The organism is Mucilaginibacter sp. P2_A4 (genome assembly GCF_056405015.1).
Genome location: NZ_JBFUCX010000013.1, coordinates 18069 through 42420, shown reverse-complemented (window position 1 = coordinate 42420; position 24352 = coordinate 18069). Strand labels below are relative to the sequence as shown.

The window sequence follows — 24352 nt, the reverse complement described above, 5'->3', positions numbered from 1 at the left end:
TGGATAAAAAGGTGCATATTTATTTGCGATAATTAATTTTTGACGAGTTAATTTTGAGTAGACGCTGCTACAGCGCCTACCTTGCAGCCGGTGGTGCGGGATCACCTCCGGCTTTTTTTATTATTTAGTTTATTTCATGTTGCTGGCTGAAGGGTTAATGATTAAACTGTCGGCATCAAGCTTATAGCTGATACCTGTGGCAAGAGTGAGCTGTTGGAGCATCTGGCCAATATTTTGGGCACCTAAATTGATCGTATATTTCCTGGCGTCAAGCGTGGGATGCCTGACAGTAACTTTAATATTAAAATGTCTTGATAGTTCGTCGCCAATCTGCTCCAGGGTCATGGCATCGGCATGTATGGAGCCATCGGTTCTCCATGTGGCTATAAGGTGGGTATCCTTCCTTAAAATTTGAGTAGTATTTAATGAGGCTTTATAAACCAATAGCTGCCCGCGGGTAATACCGGCGCTGATAATACGGGATTTACCCAAACTATCCAGCTGTTCAACATCAACCTTGCCCTCAGTTACGGCTACCCGGTATTCGTTTTTAAGATCATACGCCCGGATGCAGAAAGTGGTGCCAATATCCCTGGTTATCAATTTGCCGGAAATAACGCTAAATGGATGGGACGCGTCATGTTTTACTTCAAAAAAGGCCTCGCCTTTATCTAAATAAACCACACGTTCCCTTGCGTTTTTAAACAAAGTAGAAACCCTCATCGTGGTAGCTGCGTTGAGCCAGATGCTGGTGCCATCATCAAGAGTTATTTTTTTCACCTGGGCGTTGCCCGTAGCAAACGTATTAAAAGCAGCGGCGGCTAACGGCGTTTCACCAGTGCGTTTATTAAAGTATAGGGCGGCAAGCAAAGAAACTGCAAATACAATGCATGCTGCTTTGAGCCAATTTTGAAGCTGCCACATTTTACGCACCGGTGTAGCCTTTTGCGCATTAACAATGCGCGAGGTAAGCTCCTGGTAAATCCGCTGTTCGGTATTCGGATCTTTCAGTATATCTGCGGCATCCTCATCTGTGTATTTTTCAAACCATTCATCAACCAATTCTTTTTCATGCTGATGAATGGAGCCATCCTGATAGCGTTGGAACAGCTGCTTTAAACCTGGGTACTTATTGATCTTCATTCAAAGCATTAGCGCCCGGGAAGCAAAAAAGTACTTTAATAAATAGTTAAGCTTACATTAATATTTACAACATAAGCCCAGCTACCAAAAGTGACAGGTAAATTAATGAGCCCTGCTCAACAGATATACGCAGCCTACGTAGCGCTTCAGAAATATTGTTCTTAACGGTTTGTTCAGAAAGTTTCAACTCGGCGGCAATATCACGGATAGATTTATCCTCATACCGGCTTAGTTGAAAACATAAGCGCATATTGAAAGGCATTTTTAAAAGCTCATTATCAACAGATTGTTTTACCTCTTTTAAAAGCAGTTGGTCGTCGGCAGCTACCGAGCGCCCAACGTTGTCCAATAAAACATCTGCGCCCTGCAGCCGTATCTTATCCTTACGAAATGCGGTCATCACGTTATTGCGTGCCACGGTGTTTAAATACGGCAAAAAAGATTCGGCGGAATAAAGCGTTTCCCTGTTGTTCCATACGTACATAAATACATCCTGTAAAATATCTTTGGTATGGCTTTCATCCCGTGTCAAGCGGTAAACATAGGAAAACAGGGCTTTCCAGTGCCGGTTAAACAGCATCTGGAAAGCCAGTTCATCCCCGAGGGCAATTTCCTGCAACAGTTCTTTGTCAGACTGATGTATCATAGATCGGATTGGATAAAAACATTTATTTCAAAACCTCCTGCTATCAGGTTAAACAACACCGCCCATTAAGGGATCGGTTTTAGTTGGCGAGCCTGTTTCCACACGACCTGCAAAACGTTCCTCAAAAGTATCATGCCCGTTAAGTTTTACGCTGAAATCGTACCAGTTGTGATTTTTAGCTAAATTTAAAACCACTCTTATGCTGCCGCCGGCGGGTATTACCTGGGTTTGTGCCTGTGCTTTATAGCTTTTATCACTTATAACTACTGTATGCGCCTTTTTATCGTGATTGGCAATATGAATAACAAGGTTACCGGTGAGCCTTGCTGCATTTAAGCGGCTGGTCTCATAATCGCAGCTTATTTTAAGCTGCGGATTATTATTGTTCCCGGCAAACTCGCGGTAAAAACCGTTAGGGCCGTAAACTTTTAAATGGTAAGCTTCGTTTTCAAAATCGCCGATTTTCCACTCATCTGTTAAGGTATCGCCCGCGGCTGCACTGTAATCCCATGCGCGCAGTTGTTCTTTCTGATAAGGGTTAACCGCATACACCCTAAACGGTGAACCTGTAGACTTACTGCCATGCACCTTATTGCCTGCCTTGAATGCTATTTCGTATGCTTTCTTTTCTTTGTTGAAATATCCATCGGTATATAATTCATACGGCAGCGCGCAGGCAGGTTTTACGCCTTTTTCCTGCTTTGGAAAATAGGCTGATTGGGTATGATCTGTATTGATCTGTTCAATTTCAGCAGCTGATAATTTTTTAAAATTAGCCGGCGCCTGTTTAAACTGTGCCTGGTGAATACCTTCAATAAATGGTTTCTTTTCTAAAAATACCGGGCCATCTATTTTTTCGCCATGATACCGGCGGAAAGCTGATGTCAGGTTACCGCAAATAGTACGACGCCATTGGGTGATATTTTCTTCCTTTACTTTTTTGTTGAATTTTTTTTCTAAAAAGTCCTCAACAAATTGCAGTGATGAAGTGTGATCAAATACTTCCGAACATACATAACCCCCACGTGTCCATGGTGACGCTATGATCATCGGCACGCGGTAGCCTAAACCTACAGCACCTTCACGGATATTCGCATCCGTAGCCGATGGATTAGTTTGCTGATCTTTAGTAACAAAATCAAGTTTAGGATCAATCCCCGCGGATACTTTACCGGTATGCTCTTTATAAGGGTTTGGTACTACATAGGGCGGCACGTGATCAAAATAGCCATCGTTTTCATCATAGGTGATCACAAAAATGGTTTTTTTCCAAACTTCCGGGTTTTGCAGCAAAATTTCCATCGCCTCGCTTACATACCATGGGCCAAACCAGGGCTCGCCGGGATGATCAGAAAAGTGGGCCGGCGGCATTAGCCATGATACGGTTGGCAGTGTACCATTTTTAACATCCTCCCTAAATTGGTAAAAAACATCGCCTTTGGGTACATTTAAAGTACGCCCGGTACCGTTGTCATCATAAGTTAAGGTACTTAGCTCATGGTAATCGGCACTGTTTATATTGGTTGAAAACGCTTTACTGTTTAATTTCTGGCCAGTTTTTGAAAGGCTATCAAAACTTGCTTTTGTGTATTTGGCTTGTGCGGTTTCAATGTTAGCCAATACCTTTTTAGCAGCGGCAAGCCTTTGAATGGTACGGCCTTCGGCAGGTTGTTTTTCGAGGTCGGCAATTTGCTGCAGGATGCTTTCCTTTTTGGTTTGCAGGTTGGCAATGCCACCTTCGTGCAACCGTACGTTGTATTGCTTAAAGTATTCCAACACATTGGTACCAAAATTACTCAGCCATGCACTTTCTTCTGATTTTAAGCCGTAGCCCATAGTTAGCTCATTCTGGTATACTTTCCAGCTAACGTCGTTTTCTTCCAGTCTTTCGGGATAGGTTGTCCACTCCAGTTCGGGAAAATCATAATTGTTTACGTTCCATAAATGGGCAATGCCTTCGGGTTTATTGCTTTCGCGCACGGTACCGGTCATCCAGTAATGGCGGTTAGGGTGCGTACCGGTAATGCTCGAACAAAAATTTTGATCACATACGGTAAAAGCATCGGCCAAAGAATAGTAGAAAGGAAAATCAGAGCGGTCGCAATAGCCCATAGTTAGCGGCATATCTGCATAAGCTTTGTTACGCGCCTTCTTTACGTCGAGCCATCTGTCATATTTGCCATTATTCATGGCATCGGTCTGGTCGCTCCAACCATGAGGTAGCGAGCCCATCCAGGCTATTTTGGTATCTTTTACATCCAGGTGAAACGGACCATAAGTATCACCCTCTTTATTGGTTTGCAGCCAAACTTTGTTTTTATCGGGCAGGTTGATAGCGCGGGGATCATTGTATCCGCGGACTCCCCGGAGGGTACCCAGCTGATGATCAAATGAACGGTTTTCCTGCATCAGGAATACAATATGTTCGGCATCGTAAAAAGTACTGCCCGGCTCGGGATTGATAGCCAGTGCTTTTTGTATTACCGGTGGCAGCATATTTATGGCTGCTGCACTGCCAGATAATAAAGCCGCTTTTTTTAAAAAGTCTCTTCTTGAATTCATTTTAATTTTTAATTGTTAGTTAGGCAATGATTGAAGATGTGAGTACACATAGCATAGCCATTAACCATCACTTAATTGAGGATATTTATTGAGAATGACATATCCCGCTGCCGTCAATAAATCGCGTCAAATATCCATCAACACTTTAAAGTGTATGTTAATAGGGAATTAATTAATCGCCATGTGCGTTTGTTTAATAACAGCTTAATGAGAGATTGCGAAATTTGACTATAATGGGTTCATTAAACCATTCGCTAAAAGATCGGGGGATTGGCCCTAAGCATCACCAAAACTCTCTGCCTGTACGGTATTGTTACACCTCACATCCGGTTATGGGGACTAAATTGAGTGAGTATAATCAAAAGACTGCCGTGTTTCATTTAAGAGTATAACTAAAAAGATACTAATGATGGCACCTCATTTTAGCCCATCGTCTGTTAAATTAAAATTACCTTATTGCGTGATAAACGTAATGTGCCCATACAGGAGTGACCTATTTATTGTTATTTGATTATCAAAAGATTAAGTTATTGTGTACGGCTGATTTATTCAGTATTTCTCCAGATTTGACGGGGTGTTTTGCGGAAAAAACACGCCATAATGAACAAGTTTTACCTGATTGCTATTTTTATTTTTGCCGCATCATTTACTTATGCCCAGCAGGCCGTTTTAAAAGGGCAGGTTGTTGACGAAAAGACCAAAGAACCGTTAAGTGGGGCTTACATACACTTTGACGGCCAGAAGCGCGCTGCGCTTACCGACGCATTCGGACACTATTCCATTACCAATATAGTTCCCGGCACCTATAAAGTAAAGGTTAAATATGTTGGTTATACAGAATACGAAGAGACTATCCGGTTATCGGATGGCCAAATATCTGTTTTGAATATTAATCTGTCAGAAAAATCGGTATCTCTTAAACAGGTAAGTGTATACGGGAAAAACAATGAAGAATCGGAAACCTCCTCCCGCAGGACAGAAAAAAACGCGGATAATATTACCAATGTCCTATCTGCGCAGGCTATGCAAAGATCACCTGACATTAATGCAGCTAATGCCTTGCAAAGGGTTTCTGCGGTTACCATCCAGCGCAATAGCGGGTCTGATGAAGCGTATGCTATTATCCGCGGTTTGGAGCCTCGCTATAACAACACGCTTATCAATGGTGTTAAAGTAACCAGCCCGGATCCGGTATCGAGGTTTATTTCTCTTAGCATCGTGCCGTCAGATCTGTTAGAGAAAATTGAGGTTAGCAAATCTTTAACACCCGAAATGGAAGGCGATGCCATTGGGGGTACCGTTAACCTGGTGTTTAAAGATGCACCGGAGTATGAGTACTTTAAGGCCAATGGTTCTGTAGGTTACAGCGCCTTGTTTTTTAACCGCAAGTTTGATGATTTCAGCCATGGCGCTGTTCAAAGCCAAAGCCCTACTGAAAGATTTGGCCCCGGTTACGTAGCTACTCCAGGTTATTTTTCACGTGCTAACCTTGATTTTACTAAAAAAAATGCACCGCTTACGTCCTTATTCGGGTTTACTTACGGTCGCCGGTTTTTGAAAAATAAATTGGGTTTCATAGTCGCAGATAGTTATCAAAACCAGTACTATGGTACAAACTCTCAATTTAATATCGCCGAGCCAGATCCAAGAGCAGGTAAAAATTTTCAGCCTGTTATTTCCGACGTGGCTAACCGTACTTATTCTACGCAGCAATTAAACAATGGTTTATCTACCCATATCGATTACAAGTTTGATGACAATAACCAGATAGGTATTGATAACGTATTTCTTTATACACACATTGCGCAAACAAGATTAAGTATAGATACCTCTATATTGGGCGGCAACGGCGGCAGGATAGGGCCCGGTACCGGAACGGTGTTTAATGATAACCGGTCAAATATCCAAAACCAGTACGTTGAAAACCTTAAAGTGAGTGGCAAGCATGTAATTGCCAGTCATTGGCTTTTTGATTGGGCAGGCGTATACAGTAATTCTACCCAAAATGCACCAGACAGGGCAGATCTATCTATAAATCACCTGATAAGACCTGACTTTACCAGCACCCCCGATTATTTTGACAACATATCGCGAATATGGCAAAAAAGCGGCAATAAGGACCTTAGCGCTTTAGCTAACCTTGGCTATAAAACCGCCTTAGGGCAAAAAAGCGCCATTGAAATTAAAGCGGGTGGTTTGTACAGGCACAGTACCCGTTTTAATCATCAAAACGAATATATATTAAAGGCTGCGCCAACTGCAAATGGCGACAAAAGTGTATTCACTGATATTTACTCATCGGGCTTTGTGGTTTACAACCCAACAGGTACAGATCAGAACGACAAAACAAATTATACGGCTTATGAAAATATAACTGCCGGCTACGCAGAAATTAAGCTAAAGGTTGATAGATTAAATATTATAGGAGGCCTACGCGTTGAAGGCACCAAACAGGGTTATGATACACACCCTGTTGTACTGGACTCCCTGAGTAATGCAAAAAAAACGTATACCGATCTTTTACCAAGCATCCAGTTAAAATATAAACTGACTGAGCAATCAAACTTAAGAGCATCTTATTTTAAATCGATAGCCCGGCCTTCATTATATGAACTGGTACCAACACCAACCTTGGGCGAAAGCACCGATGTTACCGGTAACCCGCACGTTAAACATACCGAATCTGATAACTATGATATACGGTATGAACTATTTCCGGGTAAGGAAGAGGCGTTTTTCTTAGGCGCTTTTTATAAGAACATTACAAACCCTATTGAGTTTGCTTTGAAAGATTTAAGCGGCGGCCAATTAAACACGCAGCCGCAAAACTTTGGTACGGCCAAAGTAACCGGGGCCGAAATTGTTTATAGCAGGTATTTTGGCAAGCTGGGTGTATCTGGTAATTATACATACACCTATTCAAATATCAAATCGCCCAAAGATGTGCCCGAAGATGGTACTGTAAATGGTAAGCCAGTAATTAAATATCAAAGCAGGCCATTGCAAGGGCAAACAGGCGATGTTCTAAATCTTTCGCTGTTATATAAAAATGATAAACAAGGGGCATTTGTTCAGTTATCATATACTTACACCAGTAAAACTTTATCACTAGTTTACCCTAATTATGGCTATGATTATTACCAGCAGCCACAGTCGTTTTTAGCCCTTTCGGGCGAAAAGCAGGTTGCCAAACATTTAGTACTGGCAGCCAAAATCAACAACCTGTTAAATACACCTACAACTGTAAAAATCAACAACTTATTACAATCAAAGGATTTATATAACGTGAGTTTTAATTTGGGGATTCGTTATTCACTATAACCTAATAAATCAGCAAAATGAGAACAAAGAAAATATATTTAATATTAACGGGCCTAATATTAATAACCATAACCTCCTGCAAAAAAGCAGAATTTACAACGTTTAACGGGGTTAAAATACCCACCTCGAGCCCCATTGCAGCTGGCGACATCAGCGGTTTTGTAAAAGGCACACTGCTAAGCGGTCAAACGTATACGGTTACTTCAGATCTGACTGTGAAAAAGGGCGATACCTTATCATCACAACCGGGGGCTATTGTCATTGTAAAAAATAATGCCCAAATCAACATCCAGGGTGTGCTGCAATTATTGGGCACTAAAAGCCAACCTATTCTATTTAACTCGGATACCAATAAACCGGGTACCTGGGGTGGTTTCCAATGCGATACCGCGCAGGCAGTTATTATTAAATGGACACATGTTGATAACACCGGCGGTCCTGATGGCGGCGGCAGTGCGCGCGGTACACTTAAAGTTAAAGCTGCAATAAATGTAGATATTGAGGATTCATGGTTTACAAACGGACAGGACGATTTGATGGCTATAAGCAATGGGGCAACCGTTACCCTTTTAAGAAATACCATCAGCTCTTCGGGCAGCACCGACGGCGAAGGCATCAACTTAAAATCTGGTGTTAAGGGCGTTGTGGCCTACAATGTCATATTTAGCCAGGCGGGCAGTGGGATAAAACTTGAAACAAGCTCTAAGGTACCCTTCCCGCAAACCGAAGTCGATGTGTATAACAACACCCTGGTATCTAATGGCTGGAGAAGAGGCGCGGCAGAACCCGGACGCGGCGTATCCGTTGGCGTTAATGCCATCGGCCATATTTATAATAATATCATAGTAAATTGTTATCATGGGCTTGAATTATTTGATGACGGCGACCTGGTGCATACCACTTATGGCAACAACTTGTTTTATGCAACCGTAGATACCTATGCAGGGGTAAACATAAGAGATGGCTTTTATCCTGCATCTGGCTTAGGTAAGCCACAGCCAACAGACCTCATATCCAAAAGCATAAACAACTTTGATCCTTTGTTTGTGCAATTTGATGGGACTGTTTTGGCTCCCAACGGCTTTGAAAACACCAACAATTTCCGCTTGCAAAATGGTTCGCCAGCATTTGGAACGGGTAACCCTAAATACAACCAGGACTTGGGTGCTTATACTGTAGATGGCAAAGGCAACCAGCACTAAAATATAATTTTTTATATGGGCGGGCTTATTGCCCCGTCCATTTTTACTTTTAAAACTCAACATATGAAAACCAGTATTTACAAGGTACTAACCTTTATTTTATTTATTGCGCTCCCTTTTTTCGCCTCAGCCCAAAAACTAAGTTATGTGGCCGATAAAACCATCCACCTGCCAGGCAACGGCGGATACGATTATGTATATATTGATCAAATTAACCAGGTTTTATATGCATCCCATGGTACAGCCGTAAATGTTGTAGATCTTAAAACCGAAAAGGTAATTGGCACCATTGCCGATATGAAAGGCGTACATGGCATTGCCATTGTAAATGAGCTTAACCTCGGCTTTATAAGCGATGGAAAAGCCAACGCAGTCATAGCTTTTGATATTAAAACTTTGAAGGTTGTTAAAGAAATTCCGGTAACGGGTAATGGCGCCGATGGTATTATTTATGATCCGTATTCAAAAAAGATCTTCGCCTTTGAAGGCCATAGCAGCGCCTGTGTGGTGGTAGATCCCAAAGAATTAAAGCAAGTTGCCACGATAGATATGGGCGGCGCTCCTGAGTTTGCTGTTGCCGATGGCAAAGGCATTATTTACAACAATCTGGAAGATAAAAGCAGCTTAAATGTAATTGATGCAAAAACCTTAAAGGTGATCAAAAACTATCCGCTTGCGCCTTGTGGTGGCCCCACAGGTTTGGCTTTAGATAAACAAAATGAACGCTTATTTACCGTATGTCGCGAAAACAAAGGATTGAGTGTAATTGACACCAAAACCGGCAAAATTGTGCAAACCCTACCTATTGGTGCTGGTGTAGATGCTGTTGTTTATGATGCTAAAAACAAGCTGATAATTGCTTCTAACGGGGATGGCACCGCAACCGTTTTTAAACAGGACACACCGGATGCTTATACACTGATACAAACGATAACCACCCAAAACAGGGCCAAAACTATGGCTATCGATCTGTTAACCCATAAGCTATATCTGCCAGTAGTTGATTTTCAGCCAGGTACAAAAACACCAGTTCCAGATAGCTTTAAACTACTGGTTTATCGTTTAAATTAACAATTGCATGAAACGCAGAGATTTTGTAAGAAATACTACTATGGGTGCCATTAGCGCTACCCTAATAAGCCCTTTAACAAGCCTGGCCAAAACTCAGGTTACCCATTTTGAAAGTGACGACCTATCGCCAAGCGCATCTTTAAAAGATGATTTTCCCATGCACTTTATGGCACTTGGCGATTGGGGCCGCAACGGTGAATATGACCAGTTGGAGGTTGCCAAACAAATGGGCGAATGGGGCGCGGCGCATCCAAATAATTTTGTTATTTCGGTAGGTGATAATTTTTACCCAAAAGGTGTGGTTAGCGAAACCGACCCGCTTTGGCATTATTCGTTCGAAAATATTTACACTGCTCACTCACTACAGTGCGATTGGTACCCGGTATTTGGCAATCATGATCATCACTCTGATGTTGATGCACAGATCAGGTATAGCAAGATAAGCAGGCGGTGGAATATGCCTGCCCGTTACTACGCCAAAGAAGTAAGCTTGAATAAGGATAAAGACAAGGAAATAAAAAGCGCGGTAGCCGATAAGAAGAAAGACAAAGTGCTTTTTATCATGATGGATACCGACCCTTTTTTACATGAAGATAAGGTTGATTATGTGGCCACGCAGATGAAATGGCTTAACGAAACGCTGGAGAAAGCATCTGCAGATGTAAAATGGAAAATTGTTGTGGGGCATCATCCATTTTGTACCGTTGGGCCGCGTATCAATAATTACGATACCATTACCATAAAAAAAGCCTTATATCAAACCCTGAATGATCATAAGGTGGATGTTTACCTTTCGGGCCATGAACATTCCCTGCAACACTTAAAGCTTGATGGTTTTACACACCAATTTATTTCTGGCGCGGGCTCCGAGCTTACCAAAGTTACTGAGGGAGAAGCCTATAGCCGTTTCCAGGCATCAGAGCATGGTTTTATGTATTTTTCTGTTGATGCAAACCGTTTAAATGTAAAAGCGATCAATCAGGCTGGTAAGGTTTTGTATGAAACAGAATTAAAAAAGGCTTAGAGTTCAGTTACAAACTGGTCAACGGTCCCGGTATGTTCAGGTTAGTCGGTTATTATTTTATAACTAACATTTACATACACTATTTTCTTCAAATTTTCTATAAAGGTGTTCGAGAACTGTGATCGGACCTCACCTTAGACCGCAAATCAGATTCAACACCTGTTTTGCGGTTTTTTTTTACCCAAAATAGCCTTTATGCTATCAAGAACGCCGATTGCTTCAGCATCAGCCGTACTGCCCATTTGTGATATCGCATGAGATTAAAAAAACTTTTAGCTTATCATTAAACCGGCCTCATCAATTTTTGAGTAGGCCGGTAATTTTTTCAGCTTGACGAAACGCGTTTTATAAAATATTATAAAAAGAGAAACCCGGCTTTTAAAGGTTATTTTCCATTGGTGCTCACCAGTTTAAAATTTGCAAAACTTCCAAAGCCAGGTTGAGGACCATAAGTACATTGATACAAACCAACCTGTACCGCCTTGCCGTTCATATCCGTGCGTAATACCGGGCTTCCGGGCAGATCCACCCAGTGGATATCATCTGTACTGGTGCGGATATAAAAAAGATCCCCGCTACGTTGAATTTGCAGGTAACGGCTAAAATTCCAGGCAGATTGGGCATTGGTTTGCCGGCGGTCACCATCCACAAGGTTGGTGAGCATATTGCCTACATTCCAGGCAGGAAAAATACCATTCTGTAAAAGCTGCTCGCTGCCATTGCCGCTTGCCTCATCGCGGGGCAACCGCACCATTAGGCCTGACTCATGGTTTCCCGCTACTTTTTTCTCTGCCAGCCCGCTTACATTAGTGATCTCCACTTCGGCAACAAAATCGCCTGCGACTTTTTTGTATAAAAAGGGGCCATAGGGTGTATTTCCATCCCAGTTGGTACCAACGGATGCCATCCGGAGCGCATGATCAGCTGCCACTATTTTGGTATTAGTCTGCGTAGCACCCTTACCCAGCACCCCATCCCATACAGAGCCAGCCACATCGCCCGTAATAAAATCCTTGTTGGCCGAAAAATCATCGGCGGCTATCACAAACTGTGATAACCCGGTGCCGGCGGTAGCTACGGCAGAAGGGCCGGTAACATTGCCAAAGTTATCCCTTACCTTATAGCTGTACCGGTAAGTTTTATCCGGAGAAAGACCATAATCGATGTAATAGGGATTATCTGTCCAATTACGGGGAGTTAATTCATTTCCTCCTGAAAAATAATATTGCAGGTCGGCAGACTCATCAGCCGAACCCGCTTCCATAGCTATCATTTCCGGGGATAAGGCTTTGGGTGCTTTTTTATAAACCAGCTCAGCCCCCGCAGGCTGGTGCATATTTTGACGCCAGGTAGCGACCAGGGTGCTGATTTCATCCCCGGTAAGCGCATGTTTATATACAACCAGGCTGGCGATTGAACCTGTAAAACTATCCACGCCGCTTGCCCCCAGCGCCAGCGTACCTGCTTTTTTTGCTGATATTGCTGACCGCTTAGTCAAGGTTAAATGACCGTCAAGGTATTCCTTTACCAATTTACTGGTATACGTTTTAACGAGCAGGTGCCATTTACCTGCACCCGCAATAAATTTCAGATCATCATTATTTTTGATCGCGGCAGGCATAAAACCACTGACGAATTTGCCCTGCTGCGGTGCCTGGCTGTATACCATTGCTGCTATGCTGTAACCTGCATTCCCATTACCAATGGATAAAGGTTTATCCAACACCAGGGGATGTTTACTATCTATATAAACGGCTATTCGCCCGGCAGCATCCTTCACCTCGGGCGGCGTACCTGTAGGTGTAAAATGCCCACCCACTTCTCCGTCATTATCCCAGTTTTTTAATTGGCCATAAGGCAGCTTGGCAGCATCAAGGTAAACTGCCACATCCGGCTGTTTTACGTGGCTAAAAGCCGCTTTAATCGCGATATCAGTTAAAGGCCTGTCATAAACCTGCAGTGAAGCTATCGCCCCTGAAAAACGGGCAGGGCCGGCTTGCTGACCACCGATCAAAAATTTAGCGGCTGGCTTTATAAAAAGCATTTTATTCTCCTGGTTATTCAGCTCGCCATCAACATATACTTTCTCAAAAGTGCCGTCGAAACTCATGGCTACGTAGTGCCACCTGCCGGCAAGGTCAATGTCCTTTTTATAAGGAAGATCCGAAAATCCCCCATGCCGGGCCGCCCCCATATCGCGGTTACTACCGTAACCGAAAGTGGCAGCGGTTAAATCTCCCCCCGCATCGGCCCAGTCAAGCACCGGGTTTTCGCCTTTTTGCTGGCCTGTATAAGCCCAAAAACAAACCGTATAGCTATTATTGCCTGCCAGCGAGTTTGGCACATTAAAACCAGAACTCAACGTTTGCCCGGCTTTAAAAACAACCGCTTTTTTACCTGCAACAAAATCTACATAAGGGGATCGGCCTTGTGTTTTGAATGCACCGCCTAAGGCCCCTTTATTGGCCCATTCCTTAACCATCGTTCCCGGTTGCAGGCCATCGGCATCAACATCAATGAGCAAGCCCTGTTGTTTAAAGTTGGCCTTGGCTACTGGCAGATTGATATTCGCCGGAACAGCTTCGTGGTTCCCGCCTGCAAACACCTTTAAGTTCCACACTGCCTTATATAAACCCGGCTGCTCCGTGCCGGTGATGGTCAGCCTGATGTACCGTGCTTTTACTTCCTTCTCGTCAATCACGGGGCTGCCGTGCCACCGGTTATACCTTTTATCGGCAAAAATCTGCCAATCTTTTCCATTTATGGAGTATTCAATAAAATACTGGTAATACCAGGTGGCATATTCAAATTGCGTCAGCACCTTTTTCACGGTGGTGATAGTGCCCAGGTCTACCTGTAACCATGCAGGTGCCGTACTGTTATCTTTAGATTTCCACAAGGTTCCGTTATTATCGTCTGCCGCGAACTCCGGCTTATAATCGTCGCTGTAAAATGAAGAAGCGGTTACCTTTTTTTGATAGGCCAGGTTGGGGTACGGGTTAGTAGCCGTTGCCAGTAAGCCGATACCTGTGTGCGTCGGGATCACTTTTTCAATATTGCCATCCGCGTCAAAAACAAGCTTATCGGCACAAATTTGCCGGTGATACCCCCCACCCGAATGTGGATTGTTATGGCGATGATAGATAATGTAATACTCATCCCCAATCTGTAATACAGAATTATGGCCCGGCCCATGAACCGTTCCATCGGTATTGGTGGTAAGTATCGGGCTGTTTTTTCCGTATACGTAGCCAGACATTGGCCCGGTTTTACTTGTGGCATACTGTACCCGGTAGGTTTCGTTCTCGCAAAAACCCGATGAGTACATCAGGTAATAGATGCCCTTGCGCTTAAACAGGAAAGAGCCTTCAAAAAAATCTTTAGCATCGGTATTGGGTATCTGCGCCGTTTTAGCAAATGTTTTCATATCGGGATTTAAAAGCCCTATACCACAGCCATAACCCGGGTAAATACCCCAGGTGCCCCAGGTCATATAAAATTTACCATCGTCATCCCTAAAAGTTTGCCCGTCGAGCGTTATTACACCGGGGACGTATAGATTGGTAAGAACCGGTTTATTATCGGCATACAAAGGGGTCCAGGGGCCAACCGGTGTTGATGCTGATGCTCCATATATTTCAACCGTGGGCTGGCAATAGTACAAGTAATACTTCCCGTCGTTACCCTGTGTTGCATCCGGCGCCCAGTAATTGTGTGTGGTAGGCCAGTTCATATCCTGCATTGTCCAGTTCACAAAATCTTTAGAAGTCCATACCTGCGACGGCCCCAGGCCTCCACCGTTACCATCGGTAGTTGTATACAGGTAAAATGTATCTCCAAACTTTTTTATCGTCGGATCGGCAAAATAACCGGGGATTATAGGGTTGCCATTCCCGGCCAAAACGGCCTGGCTTTGGCCTGAAACCTTTGCGGCAAGGAAACAGGTAAACAGAATAAAAGGCAGCAAAACACACCGTTGTAAACTCATGCAGTAAAGTATAAATAACCCTTCGGTTTGTTGATATTAATCAAGCCAAAGAAGCCGCCTGCGCTTTGCAGAACGGCTATCTTCGTTTCAACTAAATTAACCAGGATCAACTATTTTATTATTTATTTTTTTGTAATTGTAGGCAAGGTAATGGTAAGCGTATACGTACCGGGCGAAAACACTTTAAAAGCATCGAACGTAAAGTTCACATTCTTGTTTAAAGTGTTATAAGCACCTGGTATCCTATAATAACACAATGTGCCATTAGCGCCTAACTTGATGGGGAAACCATTGGGTAAAACCGGGAAACCCCATTCCATTCCGGTAGAAGTTTTTACAACTGGATAATACGGATTCATCTGGGCATAATTTCCCCTGTCGCCACGATTGATAACCTGGCCAGCCGAAGGATCAAACGCCACCCCGTTACGGTCAACCACCTTAATGATCACTTTATTGGGCCCGGAAGCAGTGCGGGTAACAACTGCTGTAGGGCTGGGTAATGATACAAAGTTAGTTTCTGATCCAACATCCGAATAAGAGGAAAATGTGGAGCCGATAGATGAGTTTATTTTGGCAACCAGCTGTATCTGGCATGCGTTGATCAGTGTTTTAGTACCGCGTTGATTACTTACCTGCACATCGATATCATAAAAACCCGAATCGACATTGATTGTAGCGGTGCTAAATTCAAGCCTGCCACCTAAAGGGTTTACATTAAATGGTGGCTTTAGGCTTTTGGTGATCTTTGCGTTTAACAATGCCAATGTAGAATCGGCATCGGTTATCTGCCCGGAGAATGTGCTTATTGTATCTAATTTTAACATATCCGTTGCTTCCTTCCCGGTGAGCCTGTTCCTTATCGATAGTAATTTCACGGTTAAGGGCTGCGTAGATTGATCAGAATTGATGGCGTTGGAATACATAGTAATGCCTTGCGGCACTATCAACAGTTGCGGACTATAATTGAGGTTATTACTAATATAACCTACCTCCGGCTTTTTACATCCTCCAAATGCGGTTAAAAGTAAAAAAGCGAAATATGATAAATATATAAAGTTCTTTTTCATCATGATACAGGTTAAAAAGTTACGAAAGTATGGGTGTTGGATAGCACATGCAGGATTCCGCCCGACGAGGTTTCAATGCCCTGTGTTTGGCAGGAAACGGTCACATCGGCCGGGTTTGCCGGTGTAGGCAATTGGCCAGGCACATCAAGTGCTCCCCTTATTTTTACGTAATACAAAAAATACACAGGTGCGGATGAAAAGGTATAATAAGCAGGATCTGTACTTTTGATTCGCTGAACACCACAGGAAATTTTAGCCAGGTTTGTATTTACATGGATCAGATCGTCGGTAAAATCCGTGATCTTTATTTGTTTGGCAAACAGGTATTGCCTTAGCGAATCCGGTGTTAACCGGGCGTACAGGCTATCCATCGTAAATTTATTATTCTCGTCTATCATCTGCACGCGCCTGTTTTGCAATAGCAAATAACGGTTGATAGAATAATCTGTAGCCGCGAAGAAAGTACCGGCCTTATTAACCTCGTCCTGCATATTATAATGCTTAATGATCGTAGTTAGTGTATCAAAAATATGATTAGGATGATTTTTCAGATAATCAAATGTGCTTAATGTTGTTTTGGCACTGTGTACCCCATCCTCTGTGATGTATGTTTTTTTACAGCCCGTAGTTAATACCGATACCGCGATCAGCAATGTAAAAAAGCAGTAAGTTATTTTATTGATTTTCATATTATTACAGTTTTGATGACCAGTAAGGCGTTTGTTTTAAACTATTATCAAGTGTGATCAGGATTGGGTCTATCGGCCAGTAATACTTGCCCCTGGCAAATTCAGACAGGCTGATCTTTGCGTCACCAAACTCGGCTATATTTTTCTGGCGTGCCAGGCGCACCAGGTCATAAAAACGATGGCCTTCCAAAAACAACTCTCTCCCGCGCTCGTCTATTACCGCTTCAAACAGGTCCCCGTCGCTCAAGCTGTATGGCTGAATTCCTGCGGCTGTGCGAATCTGGTTTAGTAAGCTGATAGCCGGGGTTGCCTGGCCTGTTGCCGCCAAAGCTTCGGCCCGCAGTAAAATAATGTCAGAAAGCCTGAAAACGATGAGGTTATTATAAGCCACCGCTATTTTATTGGTGCTTTGCTGAGTGTACAGGAAGTTGGAATATTTGATACAAATAGGATCAGTAGTACCCCTGAAAGCAAATGCGTTTTTCAACCTCAAATCAGCGGTATCCGCGAAAAGGTTATTCAAATGGTCGGCGTTGATGGTAAATACCGCGTTGCCGTTAATGAGCGTATTATAAGGCGATTTTGTTGTAAAGAAAGGAATACCGGCAGTAGAGCCTTCGTTTGATACACTTTGGCTGATCTCAAAGATCCCTTCTGTAGACTGACCTTTATAAATACTTAAATAACCAACGCTTCCCCTATCTACCAATTGGTAGTTACCTCTTTTAATAACCGAATCTGCCGCCTGTGCACAATTCTGATAATCCTGCTGCCATGCGTAAATATGGGCCAGTAAGGCAAAAGCACTGCCGCGGTTGGCCCTGATAGCCCGGTTATTTGAGTTTACATAACCATACTGCATCAAGGGGATCGCTTTCTTTAAATCACTAATGCATTGCGATAAAACTGTTGCCTGCGGAGTTCTGGCCGTGCTGGTTGCATCGCCTGCGTTTACGCTTTTAATAACCAGCGGCACATCGCCCCAAACCCGCGATATATAGAAGAAAGTAAAGGCCCGCATAAAATAAGCCTCGCCCAGCAAATTGTTTTTGGTAACCACCGGATCGTTGCCTGAGTTATCAGTCGAGAAATCAACCGCCGGTATATTTTGGATACACAAATTGGCATTATCAATCACCCTGTAAAAATTATCCCACCTGCGCAGGTTAATCATTGTACGGTAATCAGCAGTAGCCGGCACAGGTAATGACCAGTTCACATTGCCAACATCCGTCATATCCTCCACTCCGCCAAACGCGTTGTATTCATCTGCCGGGATATCGCCATAGGCATAATAAGTTACCGTTTTGTTATTCAACGCCGTGCGCAGCAGCGAATAACATCCTGCAACGGCACTGTTTGCCTCATTGGCCGTTTTAAAAAATTCGGTAGTGATGGGCGTACTTATCGGTTTCAGGTCAAGAAATTTCTTGCAGGAAAAAGTTAATATGCTTATACTAAAAAGTATCGCTATGCTATATATCCTTTTCATTTTTTTATTTTTATGATAATTTACTTTGTAAAAATATTCGGGCGCTACCGGTTAAAATACGAGATCAAGTCCCAGGGTTATTTTTTTGGGTTGCGGATAAGATGTACCGTTAGCATAGCCATCTACATTCACCAGTTCAGGATCGGGTATGTTGGCATATTTTTTAAGGTAGATATTATCAACGATGGAATAGATCCGGATAGATTGCAGCTTGTAACGACTGGCCAGTTTAGCCGGCAGTGAATAACTCAACCTGGCGCTTCTTACCCGAATAAAACTGCCGTTTTGAACATAGGTTGACTGGGCTATATTCCATTTATCTACGTTATTGCCTATCAACCCAGGAAACGTAGCCACATCACCCGGCTTTTGCCAAAATGTTTGCCCGTTGTTCAGTTTTAAGGCAACGGCCGCATTGGTACCATACAAACTATAGGGATTGCCCGGGCCTGCTACCTGTAGCAGATCTGACAGGTAACCATTCCTGATTTCCCTGCCGAACATAAAAGTAGTGAGGATGCTTAACGAAAAGTTTTTATAACTGAATGTATTGGTAAAACCACCAGTAAATTTGGGATTAGGACTGCCGTTTTCAACCCGGTCCTTGTCGTCAATGATATAATCGCCGTTCACGTCTTTCCTGATTGGATCGCCGGCAGAGTAAAACGGACCAGAGCCGCTGCCGTGGCGCAGGCGGAGGCCAGTAAGCGGATCGACAGGTACATCAGCATTTGTTCTGTATACCCCATTCACTATCCATGAATTATAATAAAACAAGGGTTTACCCACGGTTAAGTTCTCTGATAAATAAGGAGGGCCGTAGGTGATATCCCGGTTGCCGTTTGGCAGTTTGGTTACATAATTTTGGTTATACGCGATATTGAAATTGGTTGACCATTGAAATGCCGATTTGCTGCCCATGTTACGGGTATTGATGGTAAGCTCGACACCGGTGTTACGGGTACCAACAAAGTTACTGCTGATAGAAGTGTATCCTGTTACAATGGGTACGGGTATAGAAAATACCTGGTTGTTGGTATTCCTGATATAATAATCTGCCGTGAAGTTGATCCTGTCGTTAAAAAAGTTGATATCCGCACCGATGTTAAACTGCGGGCTGCTTTCCCATTTAATGGCCGGCGATGCTGCCGGACTATAATAATTAGGATATGCTACCTGCGTACCTCCATAAGTAGGGATATTGACCAGGCCCCTGTCTCCCCCGGTACCATTCGCCAGTGCCGATCCCTCATAGGAAGCATCAGATATCAGCGTAGTGTATTGCGCGTAATAGTTGGAAGGGTCCTGTCCGGTAATACCAAAGCTTCCGCGAATCTTGACGAAGGACATGACATTACTCAATGGTTTAAAAAAGGGCTCATCAGAGATGATCCAGCCCGCTGAAACAGAAGGAAAGTTACCCCAGCGGTGCGCCATGCTGTATTTGGAAGAAGCATCACGACGATAGTTGGCCTGGAACAGGTACTTACCCTTATAATCATAGCTAAAACGGGCGAAATATGACAACTTCCTGTTTTCTTCCGAATAAGAGTTACCTATCAAGTTAGCACCCGGGGCAACGCCTTGCACGGTTTTAACACCGTCTATAGCGAGGTTTAAGCCCTGCAAAAATGAATTGTCGCGTGTAAGACCATAAGCCCCCTGCCCTATCAGCGCGGAGAAATTATGATTTTCTTTTATTTTCCACTCGTATGACAAATAGTTGTTGATCTCCCAGATACGTTGTTGCAAAACGGTAGTTGAGGCACTGCTTACGCCGTTATTCAGTTCGGCAGGCAAAAAGTAATTCCTGGTATTGTTATCCACGTTGTATGAAAAGCTGCTATTAAAGATCAAGCCCTTTGCCAGTGTCGCGATCAATTGAGAATTTGCCAGAAGCGACGTTTTGCGGTCATCATCCCTTAAATCATCATACCGTCCCTGGTACAAAGCCTGCTCGGCCGGCCTGATCTGGAAAAAAGAAGAAGGGAAACTTTGAATATTGAACGGATAAGTTGCGTAAGGATCTCCGGAACCGATGCCATGTTTTGATTTGGTAGTACCATAAATAACATTGGTACTAAACTGGATGGCCTTAACCGGGTTTACCTGGAAAAACAAGCTTGGGGTTAACCTGTTAAAATCGTACCCACGTAATACCCCTTGCTCATAATACTTGTTCACGGCAAACTTATAGGAATATTTTTCTTCGGCCCCACTGATGCTTGCATCAATACTGGATAAGGTTGCCCTCTGTGTTAACAGGCCCTGCCAATCTGTATTGTTGTTAAAGGCGGTATTTAAACTATCTGTTAACAGTGGACTAAGACCGTTTTGGATACCGGTGTAAGTTCCCTGGTCATATAATATCCCCAACTTTAACCGGCGTTCCGCCGCGCCGGTAACCACCGGGATAAGAGAAGGCTTATCTGATACTCCATAGTAGGTGGAGAGCCGGATTTGCGGGATGCCAAGTTTTGGTCGTTTGGTTTTAACGATAATAACACCGTTTGAACCACGCGACCCGTAAATAGCGGCCGCAGAAGCATCCTTTAACACATCGATAGACTCAATATCATTCGGATTGATAATGGCCAACGGGTTGCTGCCATAACTGGATTGTTTATCATTTACATCATAAATGATATTATCAATTACATATAAAGGTGCGGTACTGCTGCCCTGGTTAATATTGCTGCTCCCGCGAATATTCACTAAAGTGCTTGCGCCAGGTTCACCAGAGGTACTCAATACCGATAACCCGGCTACGCGTCCCTGCAAAGCCTGGTCAAAAGAGGCGTAAGGTGTATTTTCAATATCCTTGCCTTTTACAGTAGCAATTGCGCCTGTCGTTTTTCGGCGCTGTACACCCTGGTAACCTATCAGTACTACTTCCTGTAAAGATTTCAGATCATCTTCAAGCAATACCCGCAAATTACTTCTGGACCCAACCGGAAACTCATTGGTTTTGAACCCCACCAGGCGAAACAGCAGTACGGTGTTTTGCCCCTTGAGGCTGATGGTAAAATTACCATCCTTATCTGTAACAGTTCCATTGGTGGTGCCTTTTTGAATCACACTTACACCGGTTAACCCAACGTTTGTTTTATCAATTACAATACCGGTAACTGTTTTTTGCGCTTCCTTTTGTGCCACCGCCCTCCAGGGTATCAGCAAGCATAAAAAGGCAAAGAGACTTAAAAATTTTCTGTAGTAAGTAAAGGTTCTTCTCATAAATCGGTACATTAAATCTATTGTCGATAAATATTTTATTTATGCTAAATTTAAGTACCCAGACAAGCTATTTTAATTGTTATTTTAACACATAATACTCATATATTACCCTATTCAAACAATTTAAATAACTAAAAAACAAACAGATAATAAAAATAAGTGTGAAAAACACTATAATACCACAAAAGGCGCGATAAAGAATATCGCGCCTGTATAATAACCTTTTTTTCAAAAGGATAATTGCTCGTGTACACACCCAGGCAGCCTCCTCAATACTATTAAGTTAATGAGTTTCTCCCCCAGCGGGGGAATAGCTTTGTAGCAAAAAAGCAAAAATGAAGAAGCTCCGTGCCAGAGGTACGGAACCTTAGGTAGCGTACCTCTGGCACGCAAGACACAGACATGCATATTGACTACAAAGCTGTTGCTCCTCTGGAGCAGCCTATCAGTCTCTTAACTTAATAGCATTCGCAGCATCCTCCGGATAGTTTTAAAATAACTCTATTCGCCCCGCGCTGCCACGCTAAGTTCGTTGCTGTTTCGGGCAGGGGGGTCGGCGTTTAACAAATGTTTTACAAAAAAATCACGTTTCTTTTTACGTCCATAAGGGCCGCCATCACCATGCCCCATTCCCGGAACGGTTAAAAGATCAAAATACTTGCTATTTTTTATCAATGCATCCGCGAAACGGTAAGTAGACTCCGGAGGGACATTGTTATCAGCTTCACCTACAATCAGCAACAAACTACCCTTTAGCTTTCCGGCATTGGTTATGTTTGATTGCTGATCATAATGCAAATCAACCGGATAACCCATCCATTGTTCGTTCCACCATTGTTTATCAATACGGTTATCGTGACAACCGCAGGCAGATACGCCTGCTTTATAAAATTCAGGGTGAAATAATAATGCACCTGCAGAATTTTGTCCGCCTGCCGATGTTCCATAAACCCCTACCCTGTTAATATCGGCCTGCGGATATTTAGCGGCCATGGCCTGCATCCATAAAATCCTATCAGCAAAACCGGCATCGGCCAGGTTATGCCAGCAAACATCATGAAAAGCTTTTGAACGATTGGCCGTACCCATACCATCTATTTGTACCACAATAAAACCTAATTGGGCAATACTTTGCATTTCATTCGCCACCGAAAAACTTTTTGGCACAAATGAATCCTGCGGACCGGCATAAATATTTTCAATTACAGGATAGCTTTCTGTAGGATCCATATTGGCAGGGCGGTAAATAACTCCCCATATATCTGTTTCACCATCGCGCGCTTTAGCAACAAATACTTCCGGAAGCTTTACACCTGTGGCCAATAGCCCGGTTATATCCGTATGCTCAAGAACTGCAACCGTTTTTAAAGACAAGGCATTTTTAAGTATAATTTGAGGCGTAGTATTAACTTCAGAATAGGTATCAATGAAATACTTCCTATCTGGCGAAAATGCAATACTGTGATTACCCTTTTCGGGGGTTACATTTACCAGGTTTTTACCATCAAAACCAATACGGTAATAGTGAATAAAATACGGGTCTTCGCCCGGGTTCATCCCGCTGGCTTTAAACCAAATCTGTCTTTTCTTAACGTCAACGCTATCGATATCTCTTACCACCCAACTACCGCTGGTAATTAGTTTTTGACTCCCGGTAAGCTCATTCACCAGGTATGCATGGCGCCAGCCGTCTTTTTCGGTAACCCAAACAATTTCATGTGTTTTAGGAAGGTAACGGGTATAAATTCTTTGTTCGTAAATAAAGGTTTTGGTTTGTTCATCTATAATATTGCGGGTTTTACCGGTTTTAACATCAACTTCAATAACCCTGAAACGCTGATGGCCCCGGTCAACTTTTTCATAGGTATAATATTGATTGTCGCCCTCCCTCCAATGCAGTTCAGGCGCACCAAAAAAGTCAATTTTTTCGGCATCTACCTTGATACTGTTTTTATCAGCTACAGAAAATATATAAGGTTCAAAGGAAGTAAACTCATCGCCCGGCTGGTCATATTCATGAGATTTTAATACACCACGGGTTGTGCCCGGTTCTGAACTTAAGATGTAATAAACTTCTTTTGTTTTTTTGGGATCAATACGGTAGCCAACCAGGTGTTTGCTATCCGGCGCCCATGATACTTCGCCGTAAGGTTTATCCTTGCTACCATCTTTGGTAAACTGAATGGTTGAATTATCTTTAGTAGACCTGATAAAAACATTGCCCCCTCTAACAAAAGCGATCCATTGTTTATCCGGCGAAATAGAATCAGTTACCAGGCCCTCCCAACGATACCTGCGTGATTGTAGCGGCAGGCTTGCATCATAAGTTTTAAATACGGTATCAGTAGTTTTTTCACATCGATAACTGGCAAGGTCGCATTTTAACCAGTTGTTGTTTGTTTTAAAAGTAACCTGCTTTTTGTCGGGGCTAAAAAACATTTCGCTGATGTAAAATTTAGTAAGGGGCACAGGCGTACCAAGCAAAGCACCAACCGCATCTGCCATTTGTTTACTATCAAAAACTTTTTGTTTATCCCCGTGATCCACATTTACCAAAAAGTAATCGGTTGCGTTATTTTTTACTTTTTTGGCATACCAAAACAGTTTGCTATCTGCCTGCCAATGCGGGTTAACATTATAAACAACCGGAATCTTTTTCAATGCAGAATCCAACATATCCGCGTTTTGATATGCCTGCAAAACTTCGGCATGCGTTGGTAAATACGGCGAAATCTGCTTTTGCTGGGCGTAACCGCCTCTTGCCCCCAAAATCAACACCGTAAAAAAAATAATAGAAAAATGCGAGCGCAAAAATTGCATAGGAATAAGGATTTTGTTTGTAATAAAATTACATAGGATAAATAGCTTGTTTTGCCAATAAATTACCAACTGTTAACCAACAATTACCCT

General features: G+C 43.0%; 13 protein-coding genes. 4 read left to right on the top strand and 9 right to left on the bottom strand.

The genetic code is table 11. From position 1 onward, the window contains the following. Positions 1–129: 129 nt before the first annotated feature. The 3 genes from AC1DYB_RS22045 to AC1DYB_RS22035 all read right to left on the bottom strand — a co-directional run bounded on the left by AC1DYB_RS22045 (position 130) and on the right by AC1DYB_RS22035 (position 4351). Complete coding sequence (locus tag AC1DYB_RS22045; protein WP_477438038.1) at positions 130–1143, bottom strand: FecR family protein; 1014 nt, start codon at positions 1141–1143, stop codon at positions 130–132. A gap of 64 nt (positions 1144–1207) precedes the next feature. Then, entirely contained in the window at positions 1208–1789 is a 582-nt protein-coding gene (locus AC1DYB_RS22040; RefSeq protein ID WP_477438036.1) for an RNA polymerase sigma factor, read from the bottom strand. A 48-nt stretch (positions 1790–1837) separates the two neighbouring features. Beyond that, positions 1838–4351 (bottom strand): phosphocholine-specific phospholipase C, encoded by a 2514-nt coding sequence (locus AC1DYB_RS22035; protein WP_477438034.1) that lies wholly within the window; start codon positions 4349–4351, stop codon positions 1838–1840. A 600-nt stretch (positions 4352–4951) separates the two neighbouring features. Between AC1DYB_RS22035 and AC1DYB_RS22030 the strand changes: the two genes are divergently transcribed. From AC1DYB_RS22030 to AC1DYB_RS22015, 4 genes are all read left to right on the top strand, one after another. Next, positions 4952–7672 (top strand): TonB-dependent receptor, encoded by a 2721-nt coding sequence (locus tag AC1DYB_RS22030; protein ID WP_477438032.1) that lies wholly within the window; start codon positions 4952–4954, stop codon positions 7670–7672. 17 nt (positions 7673–7689) lie between these two features. Then, a complete protein-coding gene (locus tag AC1DYB_RS22025) occupies positions 7690–8874 on the top strand; it encodes a right-handed parallel beta-helix repeat-containing protein (protein ID WP_477438030.1) in 1185 nt (394 codons plus the stop codon). 63 nt (positions 8875–8937) lie between these two features. Next, positions 8938–9945, top strand: coding sequence for a YncE family protein (locus tag AC1DYB_RS22020; RefSeq protein ID WP_477438028.1), 1008 nt, complete (start codon positions 8938–8940; stop codon positions 9943–9945). 7 nt (positions 9946–9952) lie between these two features. Next, the gene (locus AC1DYB_RS22015) at positions 9953–10969 is read left to right on the top strand and encodes a metallophosphoesterase (protein WP_477438026.1); all 1017 of its coding nucleotides are present in this window, start codon (positions 9953–9955) and stop codon (positions 10967–10969) included. Between the two features lie 385 nt (positions 10970–11354). Here the strand turns inward: AC1DYB_RS22015 and AC1DYB_RS22010 are convergent, their stop codons facing one another. The 6 genes from AC1DYB_RS22010 to AC1DYB_RS21985 all read right to left on the bottom strand — a co-directional run bounded on the left by AC1DYB_RS22010 (position 11355) and on the right by AC1DYB_RS21985 (position 24262). Further along, positions 11355–14957, bottom strand: a complete 3603-nt coding sequence (locus tag AC1DYB_RS22010) for a family 43 glycosylhydrolase (RefSeq protein WP_477438024.1) — start codon at positions 14955–14957, stop codon at positions 11355–11357. Between the two features lie 122 nt (positions 14958–15079). Next, the gene (locus tag AC1DYB_RS22005) at positions 15080–16030 is read right to left on the bottom strand and encodes a hypothetical protein (protein ID WP_477438022.1); all 951 of its coding nucleotides are present in this window, start codon (positions 16028–16030) and stop codon (positions 15080–15082) included. A gap of 8 nt (positions 16031–16038) precedes the next feature. Further along, on the bottom strand, positions 16039–16716 hold the full coding sequence (locus AC1DYB_RS22000; RefSeq protein WP_477438020.1) for a hypothetical protein: 678 nt from the start codon (positions 16714–16716) through the stop codon (positions 16039–16041). Positions 16717–16720: 4 nt separating this feature from the next. Further along, positions 16721–18208: a RagB/SusD family nutrient uptake outer membrane protein gene (locus AC1DYB_RS21995; protein WP_477438018.1), complete on the bottom strand. Its 1488-nt coding sequence runs from the start codon at positions 18206–18208 to the stop codon at positions 16721–16723. Positions 18209–18259: 51 nt separating this feature from the next. Next, positions 18260–21442, bottom strand: coding sequence for a SusC/RagA family TonB-linked outer membrane protein (locus AC1DYB_RS21990; RefSeq protein WP_477438016.1), 3183 nt, complete (start codon positions 21440–21442; stop codon positions 18260–18262). A gap of 501 nt (positions 21443–21943) precedes the next feature. After that, complete coding sequence (locus AC1DYB_RS21985) at positions 21944–24262, bottom strand: S9 family peptidase (protein WP_477438014.1); 2319 nt, start codon at positions 24260–24262, stop codon at positions 21944–21946. Between the last annotated feature and the right edge of the window lie 90 nt (positions 24263–24352).